Genomic DNA, 14355 nt, shown 5'->3' on the forward strand with positions numbered 1-14355 from the left:
GAACTGCGTGCTGGAGTGCGCGCAGACAAAGAGTCAGTCTAGCACGCGACGGCGCGCCGTCTTGACAGGGGGCCACCTCGCCACATTCCGTCAGCGGCATTCAATTTTGTCCACAGCCGACAAGGTTTCCGCGGATTCGTCTGGGGAAGGTGCCATCATTGGCTCACTTCCATGGGGGAACAACGAAGTTCAGCGGAAGGCGACGACGATGACCATAACCCAAGACGGGGTCCCGCTCTGGCCCGCCTCCCCGTTCGAACTCTCGGATGCGAAGCTCTGTCCGGGATGCTTCACCCCGATCACCGCGATCGTGTGCCCGACCTGCGGCTTCGGGCTCACCGATCCCCGCGCTGTGCGCGTGCTGGCTCTGGGACAGCAGATCGTCCGCCTCGAGCTGGATCGCCGCGAACTGATCGGCGAGATCCGCGAGTCGGTCCGTGTCGCAGCCCGCATCGAGGTCGCCCGCGCCGTCGCGGCGCAGAAGGCCGCCGCCGCGGAGGCGGCGGAAGCAGCGAAGGCGATCGCCGCCGCTGCCGATCGGGCTGCCGCGGTCGCCGCAGCCGATCCCGTCGAGGCGCCCGCGCACGCCGGGATTGCGACGGCGCCCTCGGCACGGGCGGCGACGGCCCCGCCGGCATCCTCTCCTCCACAGGTTCGCCATGCCGCCCCTGAGAAGCCGCGCCGTCGGCTCACCGTGCCCGTGCTGCTGCTCATCGTCGGCGTCTCGCTCGTCGGGGTCGCGGCGATCTTCTTCCTCGTGTTCGCGTGGTTCGTGTGGGGGATCGCGGTGCGGGCCCTCATCATCGGCGGCATCACGCTCGCGTCGATCATCACGGCATCGCTGCTGCGGCGGCGATCGCTCACGGCGACGGCGGAGGGCATCGGCGCCCTCGGTGTCGTGCTGCTCGGCCTGGACGCGTGGGCCGTCCGGGCGAACGACTTCTTCGGCACCGGCGCGAGCGACGCCGCGATCTATGCGGGCACGTCCGCGCTCATCGTCGGCTTCGCCTGCCGCATCTGGGCGCGCTTCTCCGGCCTGCGCGGCCCCGATCTCGCCGCCGCCCTCGCATTCCCCGTCGGCATCGGCCTGCTCGTCGGCGGCACGCTGTCGTTCGACCGCAGCGAGACGTTCATCGCGGCGCTCCTGGCCGCGTCGGCGGGATGCCTCACCCACGCCCTCCCCGCTCCGTGGTCGTCGTCGCGCTCCGGCCGCGACGCGGTGCCCGAGCGCATCACGCTCGTCGTCATCGGCATCGGCTCGCTCGGCGCAGCGGTGCTCACGATCCTGCTCGCCGCGACGGAGGTGTCGACCATCATGTGGTCGGCAGCCCTCGTGTTCGTCGTCGGCATCGCTCACGCGTGGGCGCTCCGCCCGCGAACCGGACTCGAGTCGCTGCCGGCGGCCAGGGGACTCGCCGGCGCGGCGGCGAGCATCGCGGTCGCGACTCTCGCCCTCGCCGGCTGGCTGCTCGCGCTGCGCAGCACGGAGGTGGTCTACCCCGTCCTCGTCGCGCCGGTGCTGGCCACGGTGGTCGCGGTCGGGGTCGACGTCCTGCACGCGCGAGGACGGACGGGGCGCGCCCCGTGGGTCACCGCGTCGGTGGCGGGGGCGCTCGGACTCGCCGGCGGCGCGATCGCCTGGGGTGCGACGGCGGTGACGGCGTTCGTCGCACCGTGGTCGCTCGCGCGGGGCGACGTGTTCGCGCCGGCCTCCTGGGTCGAGTCGCCGTTCCTCGCGCTGCCCGCAGCCGCGGTGATCGCGGCGGTGCTGTTCCTCGCTCCCTCGCTCGCGCGGCCCGGTCTCGCCGACCTGCGAGTGCTGGTCGCAGGCATCCTGGTCCTGATCGCCGCCGCATATGTCGGCGCACCCGGCATCCTCGTGGCAGTGGCCGTCGTCATCGCAGCCGTCGCGACGCTCTTCCTCCTCGTCGTCCGCGAGCGCCGGGGCTGGGTCGCGGTGGCGCTCGTCGCCGCGGCCACGGCGTACCTCGCGGGCCTCGCTGCCCCGTGGCTCTGGCTGGTCGGCGTCGCGACCGCGATCGCCGTGCTCGTCGCGCAGCGCGTGCTCATTCGTCCGACCGGTGACCTCGCAGTTCCCACTGCCCTCGCTCCCGTCCTGGTCGCCGCACTCTCGACGTTCATCGCGCCGTGGGCCCTCATGGCGGCGATGTCGGTCGCCACGTCGGCCGACGGCGCCGCATGGCGCGTGTCGATCGCCCTCCTGCAGTGGGTCGCGGTCGTGACCCTGGCGGTCGCCGCGGCGCTGCCGCTCGATCGGCCGTCGCGTTCGGCGCTCGCGGGCACGGCCTCGATCCTCGTCGGGCTGAGTCTCGTGTGGCTTGCGAGCGGCGTGGCCGGCGGTGCCTTCGACGGAGGCGGTCCGCTCGCGCCGGCGGTCGGCGAACCTGGACTCGCAGTCGCTCGCTCCGGCCTGCTCGTCGTCCTGTTCGCCGTCGTCGCGCTCGGGCTCACGCGCATCGACGGTCGCGCCTCGATCGGAGCCGCCGCGCTGGTCGCGCCGACTCTCGCGTTCGCGGTCTACTCGGTGCTCGAGGCTGCGGGAACGAGCACCGCGGAGTGGATGCCGCTGCCGCTCCTCGGCGGCGCGGTCGTCGTCGTCGCGCTGGGCGCGGGTCTCGAGATCATCCGCCCGGACATGAACAGCCGGTGGGTTCGGCTCGCCGGAGACGTCGGCGCTGCGGCGACCGCCGTCGTCGTCGTGTGGCCGCTGCCCTCCTCGCTGGTCTGGGCGGCGTGCGCACTCGGTGCGGCGGGCTTCGCCGGCCTGTCCGTGACGCACGGCTGGGCTGCCCCCGCGGGCGCGCCGGAAGACGACGTCTTCGCGACCCGGATCCCGGGCGTGGGCGTGAACGCAGCCCCCCGCCGCCCGTTCGCGTGGCCCGCCGCAGTGGCGGCGATCGCGACGTGGTGGTGGTGGCTCGGCGACGGCACCCCGGGCATCGACTACACGACGGAGTCGGCCGCCGTGCCCGCAGGCGCTGCGCTGGTGGTGTTCGCGGCGAGCCTCGTCTGGCTGCGGCGACGCGGTGAGGCGGCGCTCGCGCTCGGCGCGGGCCTGGCGATCGGACTCTGGGCGCCCGCGGTGGAGGGGTGGGACGGCACGCCGCTGCGCGGGACGATCGTCGGCGTCGTGTCGACCCTCGTGTGCCTCGTGCTCTCGGTGCCGATGATCTCGCGTGTGCGCCCGACCGCCCCCATCGGCGCCGCATCGGCGCTCATCGGTCTCGGACTCGTCGTCGTGCAGCGCGTCATCGACGGCGAGCCCTGGCAGTCGGCGTGGCTCGTGCTGTTCGTCGGCGTCGCCCTGATGTCGGCCCTCGGTCACGCCTCCGCCACGCCTGGCCGGCTCGCGTCGCGTCTGTACGCCGAGGTGGCGCCCGGCGCGGCGATTCTGGCAGCCGCGATCGCCGTGGTCTTCTCGCTTCAGACCCTCGCGGTCGTCACCACGGCGATCGGCGTGCTCGCGGCGCTGCACGTCGGCGCCGCAGCCGCAGATCGACCGCCGCTCACGGCCGTCACGCGGTGGACCTCGCTCGCGGGCGCGGCCCTGGTCGGCGGATCGGCCATGCTCACGGGCGTGCTGACCGAGATCGAGGCGGCGACGCTCCCGGTGGCCGCCGCTTGCCTGGCGGGTGCGGTCCTCGCGATCCTGAGGCGTCGCGCCGCGGATACGGCCTGGCCCGGCGGCGAGAGCATCGTGTGGATCGCCGGCCTGGGCGTCGCGACGGTGCCCAGCATCCTCGCCCCGGCCGATCCGCCGCGCGTGTGGACCTTCATCGTCCTGGCGCTGCTCGCCGCCGTCGCTGGGGCGTGGGCTCGGATCCCCGCCTCGTGGCGCGTCGGCGTGCCGACCGTCCTGGTGACCGGCCTCGCCGCGGTGCTCATGGGCGCCCGCGCGCTGCTCGACCCGTTCCTCGGCAGCGCGGATGCCGCCGCCATCACGGCCGGCGCCGGGGCGGTCGCCGTCGCGGTGATCCTCGTGCTCCGCTCCGACGACGACGCTCCAGCGTGGCCGTCGACGCTCATCGCAGCCGCCGGGGCCGCCCTGATCATCGGCGTCGTCATCCTCCGTTCCGACGGCGAGCTCGGCACGACCGCCGTCACCGTCCTCCTCGGCGGGGTCGTCGGAGTCGGCGGAGCCGCGCTGCTCGCTCTGCATCGCTGGCGCGGTGTCGGCGCCGTGCTCGCGATCGGCGGACTCGCGGTCGTCGCGGCGGGCTGCGCCATCCGGTTCTTCGCGGTCGCGACCGACTCTGGATTCGAGGCCGACTTCTGGGCCCTCGCCGGCGGCGCTGTGGCGGTCGCGATCGTCGTGGCGGCCCTGCGAGCAGTGGCGACGATGAGGCTCGGATTGATCGGGGGCGCCGTGCTCGGCGCTGCGGCCGTGGCGTACGCGGTCGCCGTCGCGCAGCTGCTCATGCTGCACGACGAGGTCCGCGACGGTCGCACCCTGCTCGCGATGAGCGTCCTCGCGCTGGCAGGGCTCGCCGGTGCGCTGTGGCATGCGCGCATCGGCTGGACGCTCACGATCGCCGCGGGCCTGTCGGCCGCGCTCCTCGGCGTCTTCGCGGTCATCGGGCTCGGGGTGAGCCCTGTCGAGCTGGTGACGGTGCCGCCGGCTCTCGCCGGCCTCGCGTACGGCTCGATCCGCCTGGCCCGCGTGCCGACGTCGCGCTCGTGGGCGACGCTGGGCCCGTGGCTCGGACTGCTGATGCTGCCGTCACTCGTGCACGACCTCGACGACTCCGAGCTGTGGCGGGTCGTCGCCCTCGGCGTCGTGGCGCTCGCGCTCGTCGTCGTCGGGGCCGTCCGTCGGCTGCAGGCGCCGCTGATCCTCGGGTCGGTCGTGCTCATCCTGCACGCCGTCGCGCAGCTCTGGCCGTGGATCACGTCGGCGTACACCGCCGTGCCGTGGTGGCTGTGGCTCGGCATCGGCGGAGCGCTGCTCATCTTCCTCGCCGCCACCTACGAGCGCCGCGTGCGGCAGCTCAAGGCCGCCTTCGTGACGGTCTCTTCGCTGCGCTGACCCGGGCTTCGGCCTCCGACCCGTGAGCCTCCACCTGACTGCCGAGAACGTGGGTGTCACCCACGTTCTCGGCAGCCGGTTGGAGGCTCACGGTCCTGGCGGGGAGGGGTCAGAGGGCGGCGGCGCCGCGGCCCCAGCGGAACGCCGAGACCGTCGGTTCGCCGGGCACCCAGAAGCGCCAGGGGAAGGCCGCCGTCCCCGCGTGCCCGGCGACGCCGACCCGCGGGCCGGCCGAGATGTCGGCGAGCGGCTCGGCGCGCAGCTCGAGGCGCGCGACGGCACCCGCGCGGGGAGCACCGGTCACGGCGTCGATGCCGTCGTGAACGGGATGCCGCAGCCCCACCGCGTCGCCGAGGCGCCCTGGCCCGCGCGCCAGGTCGCGATCGACTCGGGCAGCCGGACGGCGGCGGTGCGCAGCATCCATTCCCGCCACGACCTCGCCGCCGCGCAGCAGGATTCCGCCCGCGACGCCCTCCGGGCCGCACACGACGTTGACGCAGGAGTGGATGCCGTGGCTGAGGTAGACGTAGAGATGACCGGGCTCGCCCCACATCGTGGCGTTGCGCGCCGTCGGCCCCATCCGCGCGTGCGAGCCCGGGTCGGCCACGCCGCCCGTGCCGCGGCCGTGATAGGCCTCGACCTCGGTGAGGCGCACGACGACCTCGTCTCCGTCGACGACCGTGCGCAGGAGCCCGCCGAGCAGGCGCGGCGCGACCTCGACGGGCAGGCCGAGCAGATCGTCGCGGCGAGCGGGCCGCCATTCCACGGTCATTGCGGCGGCACCCGGCACCACGAGCTGTCGAAGCCCGTGAGCGCGACGATCTCGTCGCCGGTCGCGATCTCGACGATGTGCGTCTCGACGCGTTCGGGCATCGGCAGGAGGTATCCGTCGTACGGATTGTCGACGATGTCGGGAGCGACGACGGTCGCGGCGTACCGGCCGCTGGGCGAGACGCACATGCGGATGACCGAGTCCGTCGACGGCCAGCGTGACAGCACCGTCGTCGTGCCGTCGGCGTCCACCGACGCGACCACGGACCTGCTCGGGAGGCCGCTCTCGTCGAGCGCCGCATAGAGGCGGATCGTGCCGCCGCCGGGCACGGCCACGACGCTGCGCAGCTGACCCGGCTCCTCCGCGGGGGCGACGAGTGGCTCTTCCGAGCCGTCGGTCAGGTTCAGCGCCACGAGGGCGTCGGGCCGCTCGACGAGGGCGGTCGAGCCGGAGACGTCGGCGAGCGCGACGGCATTGCCGAGCGGGGTCGCGGGCGCCTCCGGCGGCCCGGTCAGCCAGAGCGTGCTGTCGAACCCGACGAACAGCACGCGGTCCGTTCCGGGCACGAACCTCCACTGGAGCACGCGATCGTCGGTGCCCGAGACCTCGACGGGCTGAGGCTCGGCATCCGGATCCTTGAGCGACATCGTGAAGAGCATGCTGTCGCGGCCGCCGGCCTCGCTGATGTCGGCGTCGGTGAAGGTGTAGCCGATGAGGTCGCCGCGATCGGCGCTCTGCAGGTTCGTCACCGTCCCGTCTCCGGGCAGCGGAAGCGTGCGCCGATCCTCGCCATCCAGGTCGGTGACGATGAGCTCTGCACGGCCTCCAGCAGCGCCGGCGGCCGCCGAATCGCGGTCCGAGTCCTCGCGCACCGAGACGACGAGGTGCGACGAGGTCGCACGGAAGTCCTCGATGTGCGCATGCCGGAACACGGGGATCGCCTGCCTGCCCATGAGGTCGGTGCGGAAGATCGTGTCCTGGTCGGCGCCGCGCTGCAGCAGGTGGAACCGCGCCGGGTCGGTGCGGAAGGTCTGCGTGATCGTCGCGGCGGGCCCGCCGCCGACGCCTTCGACATCGGCGATCGTGACGGTGTACTCGGTGTCGTCCCACAGCGGGAGCGCGAAGCGCACGCCGATGCTGCGGCCCGAGGTGTCGACGACGAACGGCGTCGCGGGCTCGATCGACACCTGATCGGCGGCGACGTCCCGCAGCGCCTGCGACGTCGTCACGATGAGGCGGGCGCCGGATGCCGCGACCGCGGCCGCCGGGTCGACCTGCACGTCGGTGACGCGCGGTCCCTGCGCCGTCGTCGCGGCGGCGCCAGCGAAACCCCCTACGGCGAGCGCGGCCACGACGCCTGCGAACGCGAGGACGAACGAGCGCCCGCGCCGCTTGCGCGACCGCGACCTGCGGGTCTGCCCGTCAGTACTCATAGGGGTCTCCCGGCTCGTCGATGAACTCGACCGTGTCCGCCTCGATCGAGAGCCGGCCGTCCGCGGCCGAGCGGACGGTGCCCGTGATCGTGACCCACTGCCCCGTCGCCGGCGCGGCATCGCCCGTGTCGATCGGAATGCTCGCGGGCTGCGCGTCGATGACGCAGTGCGTGATCACGAGGCGGGTGAGGTCGAAGTCGCCGTCGCCCGGCGTGACGAACCCGGTCAGGCTCACGGGGTCGCCGTCGTACGCGTCGGGATTCGTCGCGGTCGCGAACACGGTCGCCCACTCGCCGACGCCGAACGTCTTCGTGTCTCCCGTCGTCGCCAGGGCGACGGCATCCGTCCCCGCGAACAGAGGCGGGGCGTCGATGTCGCGCGACATCGCGAGCTCGGCCGAGAGCGACGCGGGCGGGGTCACGAGGGCCGTCACCACCAGCAGGGATGCCGCGACCCCGCCGACCGCCGTCGCGGCGGCCGCGACCGGATGGCGTCGATGCACGTGATCATGGCCGTGGTCGTCCTCGGCACCGAGCGGAAGCGCGAACGTGAGGACGGCGCCGATCAGCACGACGACGCTCATCCCGACCGCGAACCACGTCGAGTCGGGGTTGAGGTACAGCCCGAGCCGACCCGTCAGGGCGAGCCCGAGGGTGAGCACGGCGAGCACCGCGGCGAGGCCGACGCCCAGCCAGCGCGTGGCCATCGGCCTAAGCAAGGAGATTCACCGCCGCCCCGATCGCGAACGCCGACAACACGACCACGACGACGAGCCCGACGAGGACGCGGGTCGTGAAAGTCGTGCGCAGCAGGGCGAGCATCTTGACGTCGACGAGGGGTCCGACCAGGAGGAACGCGACGATCGAGCCCGGTGTGAAGGTCGAGGCGAAGGACAGCGCGAAGAATGCGTCGACGTTCGAGCAGATCGACACGACCATCGCGAGCGCGATCATCGCGATGATGGAGAGGGCCGGATCGGACCCGATCGCGAGCAGAGCATCGCGGGGCACGAGCACCTGCACGGCTCCTGCGAGCGCCGAGCCGATGACGAGCGCCGGCATGACGGCGCGCAGCTCGATGACGAACTGTGCGAGGCTGCGACGGCCGCGCGAGCCCTGCTCGTGCACGACGACGTCGCAGGTCGCGCGGAAGCGATCGGTGAGCAGCGCGTCGGGATCGGGGTGCCGGCTGTAAAGCCAGCCGATGAGGTTGGCGATCGCGTACCCGCCGAGGAGGCGCGCGACGAGGATGCCGTCGTCGAAGCCGAAGGCCTGGTGCGTCGTGATGATCACGATGGGGTTGACGATCGGCGCGGCGATGAGGAACGTGAGAGTCTCGGGCACGGAGAACCCGCGCATCAGCAGGCCGCGCGCGAAGGGAACGTTGCCGCACTCGCACACCGGCACGACCATGCCGAGGAGCGACAACACCGCGCGGCGGGTCCATGCCCTGCGCGGCATCCATCGCTCCAGTACGCCCGGCGGCACCCACACCTGCACGACGATCGACAGCGCGACGCCGAGCACGACGAACGGGAGCGACTCGATCAGCACGCTGAGCGCGAGCGTCAGGCCGTCCTGCACGCGGGTGGGGAGCTCGACCGGGTAGAGCTGCGGCGCGAAGGCGTCGATCGCGAACAGGACGCCGACGAAGAGCACGCCGATGGCCGCCCAGACGATCGCACGGCTCGCCCCCGGGCGCGCGTCGACCGCCGGCGGCTCAGTCCGCGTCACGCTCGCTCGCCCGGGCCTGTGCGCATGAGGCGCACAGCCCGAAGATGTCGACGATGTGCTCGGCCTCGATGAAGCCGTGGGCGGCGGCCGTGCGGCGAGCCCACTGCTCGACGTCGGTCGCCTCGATCTCGACGGCGAGTCCGCACGAGCGGCAGATCAGGTGGTGATGGTGGCCCCGCGTCACGCAAGCGCGATAGAGGCTCTCGCCCTCGGGGCTCTGCAGCGTGTCGGCGTCGCCGGACGCGGCGAGCCCTGCGAGCGCGCGGTACACGGTGGCCAGGCCGATGGGGCTGTCCTCGTCGCGCAGCGTCGCGTGCAGCGACTGCGCGCTCACGAAGCCGCGCGCGTCGGCGAGCGCCTCGCGCACGCGCTCGCGCTGCCGCGTGTTCCGCTGGACCATGGCCGGAGTCTACCCGCGCGCCTTGAGGGCGCCCTGAGCGGGTGCCTCGTGCGGCGGGGTCTCGCGACGCATGCGTCGCCCGGCATCCCGCGTTGTCTCGACCCGCCCGCGGCGTCCGCCGATGATGCGGCAGACGACATAGATCAGGAACGAGATCGTCGTGATGTACGGGCTCACCGGGAGGGTGCCCGCCACGGCGAGGAGGATCCCCGCGACGGCCGACACGAAGCCGAACAGCGCGGACAGCGCCGGCACCGCGACGGGGCCCGAGGCGACGCGCATCGCCGCCGCGGCGGGCGTGACGAGGAGTGCCATCACGAGCAGCGCACCGATGATGTGCACGCTCACCGCGACCATGAGTCCGAGCAGCAGCATGAACCCGAGCGAGACCGCCGTGGTGGGCACGCCTCGCGCCGCCGCCGACTGCGGGTCGAGGGAGTCGAACCGGAGGGGGCGCCAGATGAGCAGGAGCCCCACCAGGACGGCGGCGCTGATCGCGATGAGCCAGCCGAGCTGCCCGCTCTGCACCGACACGATCTGGCCGGTCAGCAGGCTGAAGCGGTTCGCGGAGCGGCCGTTGTACAGCGAAAGGAACAGGATGCCCAGGCCCAGCCCGAACGGCATGAGCACGCCGATGATCGAGTTGCGATCCCGCGCCCGCGCGCCGAGCACCCCGATGATCGCGGCGGCGATGAGGGATCCCACGATCGAGCCCGTCACGACGTCGACGCCGATGAGCAGGGCCGCGGCGGCGCCCGCGAACGACAGCTCGGCGATGCCGTGGACGGCGAACGCCATGTCGCGCTGGATCACGAACACCCCGACCAGGCCGCCGACGAGGCCCAGGACGGCACCCGCGACGATCGAGTTCGAGACGAGTCCGAGGATCTCCACGTAGTCGGGGAGCCCGCCGAACATCGCGTCCCACACGTCCGCCCAGTTCATGCGTGCGCCCCCGTTCCCGGGTCGTCGTGGAGCTCGTGATGATGATGGTGGTGCGCCTCTTCGGCGTCGGGCGCGCCGACCACGACGAGGCGGTCACCCGCGCGCAGCACGTACACCGGTGCGCCGTACAGGGCTGACAGCGTCGCCGAGTCGAGCACTTCGTCGGGGGTGCCGAGCATGAAGCGCCCACCCGCGAGGTAGAGGATGCGGTCGACCGACCCCAGCACGGGGTTGATGTCGTGCGTCACGAGCAGCACGGCGGAATCGGTCCGGCGGCGGTGCCGGTCGATCAGCTGGATGACCGCCTGCTGGTTCGCCAGGTCGAGACTCGTGAGCGGCTCGTCGCACAGCAGCAGCCGCGGGTCGTCGGCGAGCGCCTGCCCGACGCGCAGTCGCTGCTGCTCGCCGCCGGACAGCTCACCGACGGGCCGATCCGCGAAGCCGCGCGCTCCGACCGCGTCGATGAGCGCATCGACCCGCGCCCGGTCGCCGCGGCGGGGGATCGGGAACCCGAAGCGGTGGCCGTCGACGCCGAGGGTGACGAGGTCGCGACCGCGCAGCGCCGTCTCGCGCGGCAGTGGGCGCTGCTGCGGGATGTAGCCGATGCGGCGGCTTCCCCGCGTGCGCACATCGGATCCCAGGGCCGTGATGCTCCCCTCGCTGAGCTCCTCGAGGCCGAGGATCGCCCGCAGGAGCGTCGTCTTGCCCGAGCCGCTCGGCCCGAGGACCGCCACGAGTTCGCCCGGCTCGACCGTGAGGTCGAGTCCGGCCCACAGCTCGCGGCCCTCCCGTCGGAGGGCGGCGCCGCGGATCTCGAGCGCGCTCACGGCTGCAGGGCCTTCGTGAGCTCGGCGATGTTCTGCTGCATCCACTCGACGTAGGTGAGGCCCTCGGGCAGCACCTCGGAGAACTCCAGAACCGGGATGCCGGCATCCCTCGCCGCCGCGATGACGGCGTCCGTCTCGACTCCGCCGGTCTGCGAGTTCGCGACGAGAGCCTTGGCGCGTCCGGACCGGATCAGGTCGAGGGCCTCGAGGAGTGTCGCCGGCGACACGTCCTGGCCCTTCTCGACGGCCTCGCTGCACGCCGGCGGGGTGGCGTTCCCGAGGCCGGCCTCGGGAACGCCACCCCGCCGGCGTGCAGCGAGGCCGTCGAGGAGGGCCAGGATGTGTCGCCGGCGACACGTCCTGGCCCTCCTCGACGGCCTCGCTGAACGCCGGCGGGGTGACGTTCACGAGGCCGGCCTCGGCCGTCAGGTAGAGCGGCACAGGCTCTGTCACGAAGATGTCGGTGCCCGTGCTCGTGGAGGCGACCGAGGCGAGCGATGCCTCGAGATCCTCGATCGAGGCGGCGAAGGCCGCGGCGTTGGCGTCGAAGGTCGCGGCGTTCTCCGGCTGAAGGACGCCCAGCTTCGACGCGATGCCGAGTGCGAGGTCGCTCATGGCGTGCAGGTCGTACCAGACGTGCTCGTTGAACCCCTCGATGTGCTCATGATCGTGGTCGTCGGCGTGTGCATCGCCTTCGCTGTCCTGCGCGGCGCCGCCTGGCCACTCCGGGGAGAACTCGACGGCGGTCAGAACCGGCGCGTCGGTGCCCGTCGCGTGGATGAGCCCGTCGACGAACGCGTCGTAGCCGCCGCCGTTCTCGATGACGAGGTCGGCGTGGCTGACGGTGAGCTGGTCGCGCGCGCTCGCCTCGTACGAGTGCGGATCCTGCGCGGCGGAGTGGATGATCGACGTCACCTCGACGTCATCCCCACCCACGACCTGGGCGATCTGGCCGTACACGTTCGTCGACGCGACGACGTCGATCGCGTCGCCTCCCGCGCCGGCGCCGCCCGAGGCGCCGCCCGCACAACCGGCCAGCAGCAGGACGGATGCCGCGCTCAGCGCGGCGACGGTGAGGATTCTCGGGGGCACGATGCCATCGTATGGGTATTGATAATCGTTCTCAAATTGGAGGTCGCGCTATTGTTCGAGTGGCGCGGTCGCCGGAACCGCCCGGGAAGCAACGCCCATGAGCACAGGTGCGTTCGAGGCCACGAAGACATCACGCGCGGCCCGCGCACGCTCGTCGGCACTGCTCGCCTTGCCTTTCGCACTGGCATGCGTCATCGTCGCCCTCGTGCTCGAAAGGCTCGGTGCCGACGTCGAAATGCCACTGACCCTGCTGCTGGTGCCCCTGTTCTGGGTGCCGACGGCGGTGGAGGTCGTCTTCCGCACAGCGCTTCCCTGGCCGTTGCAGCTGACCTATCTCACCTTCACCCTCGCCGGGCCGTTCGCCGGGAGCGCGCTGCACGTGTACTGGTACATCCCGCGATGGGACTTCTTCGTGCACCTCTACTCGGGCATCATGCTCGCCTGGCTGGGCCTGCTGATCGCCCGCCGCGTGGAGGAGCGCCTCGGCGTGCCGCTGCCGCGCTGGTTCTCACTCACGGTGGCGCTGTTCACGGCGATTTCCTTCGCGGCCGCGTGGGAGCTCTGCGAATTCGGCAGCGACGTCCTCATCGGCACGGCGGCGCAGCACGGCCTCGACGACACGATGTACGACATCGTCGCGGGCACGCTCGGCGGCGCCGTCTCGATCGCGATCGTGCTGCTCGCGAAGCGGCCGCGGACGATCGCGCCGGCATCGCTCCTGAAGGGCTAATCGAGGAGGAGGGCCGGCTCTTCGAGGATCGACGCGACGTCGGCGATGAAGCGCGACATCCCGTCTCCATCGATGACGCGGTGGTCGAACGATCCTGCGACGGTCGTCACGAACCGCGGACGCACCTCGCCGTCGACGACCCACGGCTTCTGCCGGATCGTGCCCATGGCGACGATGCCCGACTCGCCGGGGTTGATGATCGGGGTGCCGGCATCCATCCCGAACACCCCGATGTTGGTGATCGTGATCGTGCCGCCCTGCTGGTCGGCGACCGTCGACTTGCCCTCGCGCGCCGTCAAGGTGAGCTTCTCGAGGGCGCGCGCGAGGTCGCGCAGCGACAGATCCTGCGCGTCCTTGATGTTGGGCACGAGCAGGCCGCGCGGCGTCGCGGCGGCGATGCCGAGGTTGACGTAGTGGCGCACGCGGATCTCGGCGCCGTTCTCGGTGTCGATCCACGCGGCGTTCACACCGGGCGTGCGGCGCACTGCCCAGATGACGGCGCGCGCCATGATGAGCAGCGGCGAGATCTTCACGTCGGCGAAGTCGGGCGAGGCCTTGAGCCGGCGCACGAGCTCCATCGTGCGCGTCGCGTCGACGTCGGTCCACACCGACACGTGCGGCGCCGTGTAGGCCGACTGCACCATGCCGCTCGCGACGGCCTTGCGCACGCCCCGCACGGGGATCGACTCCTCGCGCTCGCCGGCCGGCTCGACCGGCCGGGGCGCGGCGACGACCGGCACGGGCGTGGGCGCCGTCACGGGGATCGTCTCCTCGCGCACTTCCGGCCACTCGGGCGTCTGGATGTTGCGGAAGACGCTTGCCTGCGACGCATGCTTCACGACGTCGTCGCGCGTCACCTCGCCCGCGGGACCCGTCGGCGGGACCGCTGTGAGATCGACGCCGAGGTCGCGCGCGAGCTTGCGGATCGGCGGTTTGGCGACGACGCCGACGGATGCCTCGACGCGTTCGTGCGGCGTCACGGCGACCTTGCGGCGGCGCGACTGCACGTGGTCGCTCGTGCCGTAGCCGACGAGCACGGCACCGCCGGGCTCGGGCTCGGCCGGCGCCGGTTCGCCGTGCTCGCTCTGGCCGATGACGGAGGGGCCGGCGGTCGCGGCATCCACCCCTCCCGTGGCGATCGTGATGATCGCCGTGCCGACGTCGACGGTGTCGCCCTCGGACGCGAGCAGCTCGCCCACGGTGCCCGCGAACGGCGACGGCAGCTCGACGAGCGACTTCGCGGTCTCGATCTCGACGAGGACATCGTTGACGGCCACGTCGTCGCCGGGGGCGACGTGCCAGGCGACGATCTCCGCCTCGGTGAGACCCTCGCCGACGTCGGGGAGGAGGAAGGTCTGCATGCTCATCCGGGTCTC

Annotated in this window: 10 protein-coding genes and 1 pseudogene; 2 read left to right on the top strand and 9 right to left on the bottom strand. The window is 72.5% G+C overall.

What is annotated here, in order from left to right; genetic code table 11:
- The first annotated feature begins 208 nt into the window (after window positions 1-208).
- Window positions 209-5047 (top strand): SCO7613 C-terminal domain-containing membrane protein, encoded by a 4839-nt coding sequence (locus ACH3VR_RS20660; protein WP_397558220.1) that lies wholly within the window; start codon window positions 209-211, stop codon window positions 5045-5047.
- Between the two features lie 109 nt (window positions 5048-5156).
- Here ACH3VR_RS20660 and ACH3VR_RS20665 read toward each other — a convergent pair whose 3' ends face one another.
- From ACH3VR_RS20665 to ACH3VR_RS20700, 8 genes and pseudogenes are all read right to left on the bottom strand, one after another.
- Window positions 5157-5819: a DNA-3-methyladenine glycosylase gene (locus ACH3VR_RS20665; RefSeq protein ID WP_397558221.1), complete on the bottom strand. Its 663-nt coding sequence runs from the start codon at window positions 5817-5819 to the stop codon at window positions 5157-5159.
- Complete coding sequence (locus ACH3VR_RS20670; protein ID WP_397558222.1) at window positions 5816-7252, bottom strand: hypothetical protein; 1437 nt, start codon at window positions 7250-7252, stop codon at window positions 5816-5818. The genes ACH3VR_RS20665 and ACH3VR_RS20670 overlap by 4 nt, the downstream gene beginning before the upstream one ends.
- The gene (locus ACH3VR_RS20675) at window positions 7242-7958 is read right to left on the bottom strand and encodes a TIGR03943 family putative permease subunit (RefSeq protein WP_397558223.1); all 717 of its coding nucleotides are present in this window, start codon (window positions 7956-7958) and stop codon (window positions 7242-7244) included. The genes ACH3VR_RS20670 and ACH3VR_RS20675 overlap by 11 nt, the downstream gene beginning before the upstream one ends.
- 4 nt (window positions 7959-7962) lie before the next feature.
- Window positions 7963-8910 (bottom strand): permease, encoded by a 948-nt coding sequence (locus ACH3VR_RS20680; protein WP_397558268.1) that lies wholly within the window; start codon window positions 8908-8910, stop codon window positions 7963-7965.
- Window positions 8911-8971: 61 nt separating this feature from the next.
- Window positions 8972-9385 carry a Fur family transcriptional regulator gene (locus ACH3VR_RS20685; protein WP_397558224.1) on the bottom strand — a complete coding sequence of 138 codons (414 nt, stop codon included), beginning with the start codon at window positions 9383-9385 and terminating at the stop codon, window positions 8972-8974.
- A gap of 9 nt (window positions 9386-9394) precedes the next feature.
- Window positions 9395-10330 carry a metal ABC transporter permease gene (locus tag ACH3VR_RS20690; RefSeq protein ID WP_397558225.1) on the bottom strand — a complete coding sequence of 312 codons (936 nt, stop codon included), beginning with the start codon at window positions 10328-10330 and terminating at the stop codon, window positions 9395-9397.
- Window positions 10327-11157, bottom strand: a complete 831-nt coding sequence (locus tag ACH3VR_RS20695; RefSeq protein WP_397558269.1) for a metal ABC transporter ATP-binding protein — start codon at window positions 11155-11157, stop codon at window positions 10327-10329. The genes ACH3VR_RS20690 and ACH3VR_RS20695 overlap by 4 nt, the downstream gene beginning before the upstream one ends.
- Window positions 11158-11586: 429 nt before the next feature.
- Window positions 11587-12249: pseudogene (locus ACH3VR_RS20700) on the bottom strand (metal ABC transporter solute-binding protein, Zn/Mn family); the annotation flags it as partial.
- Between the two features lie 97 nt (window positions 12250-12346).
- Between ACH3VR_RS20700 and ACH3VR_RS20705 the strand changes: the two are divergent.
- Entirely contained in the window at window positions 12347-12979 is a 633-nt protein-coding gene (locus tag ACH3VR_RS20705) for a hypothetical protein (RefSeq protein WP_397558226.1), read from the top strand.
- Here ACH3VR_RS20705 and ACH3VR_RS20710 read toward each other — a convergent pair.
- Window positions 12976-14346, bottom strand: a complete 1371-nt coding sequence (locus ACH3VR_RS20710; RefSeq protein ID WP_397558227.1) for a dihydrolipoamide acetyltransferase family protein — start codon at window positions 14344-14346, stop codon at window positions 12976-12978. The genes ACH3VR_RS20705 and ACH3VR_RS20710 overlap by 4 nt on opposite strands.
- Window positions 14347-14355: the final 9 nt, after the last annotated feature.

Origin of the sequence: Microbacterium alkaliflavum (assembly GCF_044325405.1) — a bacterium.
GTDB lineage: Bacteria > Actinomycetota > Actinomycetes > Actinomycetales > Microbacteriaceae > Microbacterium > Microbacterium alkaliflavum.

Bases quoted from the DNA above. Each gene is read 5' to 3' on its own strand.
- ACH3VR_RS20660 (WP_397558220.1), top strand. From the start codon at position 209: ATGACCATAACCCAAGACGGGGTCCCGCTCTGGCCCGCCTCCCCGTTC.
- ACH3VR_RS20665 (WP_397558221.1), bottom strand. From the start codon at position 5,819: ATGACCGTGGAATGGCGGCCCGCTCGCCGCGACGATCTGCTCGGCCTG.
- ACH3VR_RS20685 (WP_397558224.1), bottom strand. From the start codon at position 9,385: ATGGTCCAGCGGAACACGCGGCAGCGCGAGCGCGTGCGCGAGGCGCTC.
- ACH3VR_RS20705 (WP_397558226.1), top strand. From the start codon at position 12,347: ATGAGCACAGGTGCGTTCGAGGCCACGAAGACATCACGCGCGGCCCGC.
- ACH3VR_RS20690 (WP_397558225.1), bottom strand. From the start codon at position 10,330: ATGAACTGGGCGGACGTGTGGGACGCGATGTTCGGCGGGCTCCCCGAC.
- ACH3VR_RS20710 (WP_397558227.1), bottom strand. From the start codon at position 14,346: ATGAGCATGCAGACCTTCCTCCTCCCCGACGTCGGCGAGGGTCTCACC.
- ACH3VR_RS20675 (WP_397558223.1), bottom strand. From the start codon at position 7,958: ATGGCCACGCGCTGGCTGGGCGTCGGCCTCGCCGCGGTGCTCGCCGTG.
- ACH3VR_RS20670 (WP_397558222.1), bottom strand. From the start codon at position 7,252: ATGAGTACTGACGGGCAGACCCGCAGGTCGCGGTCGCGCAAGCGGCGC.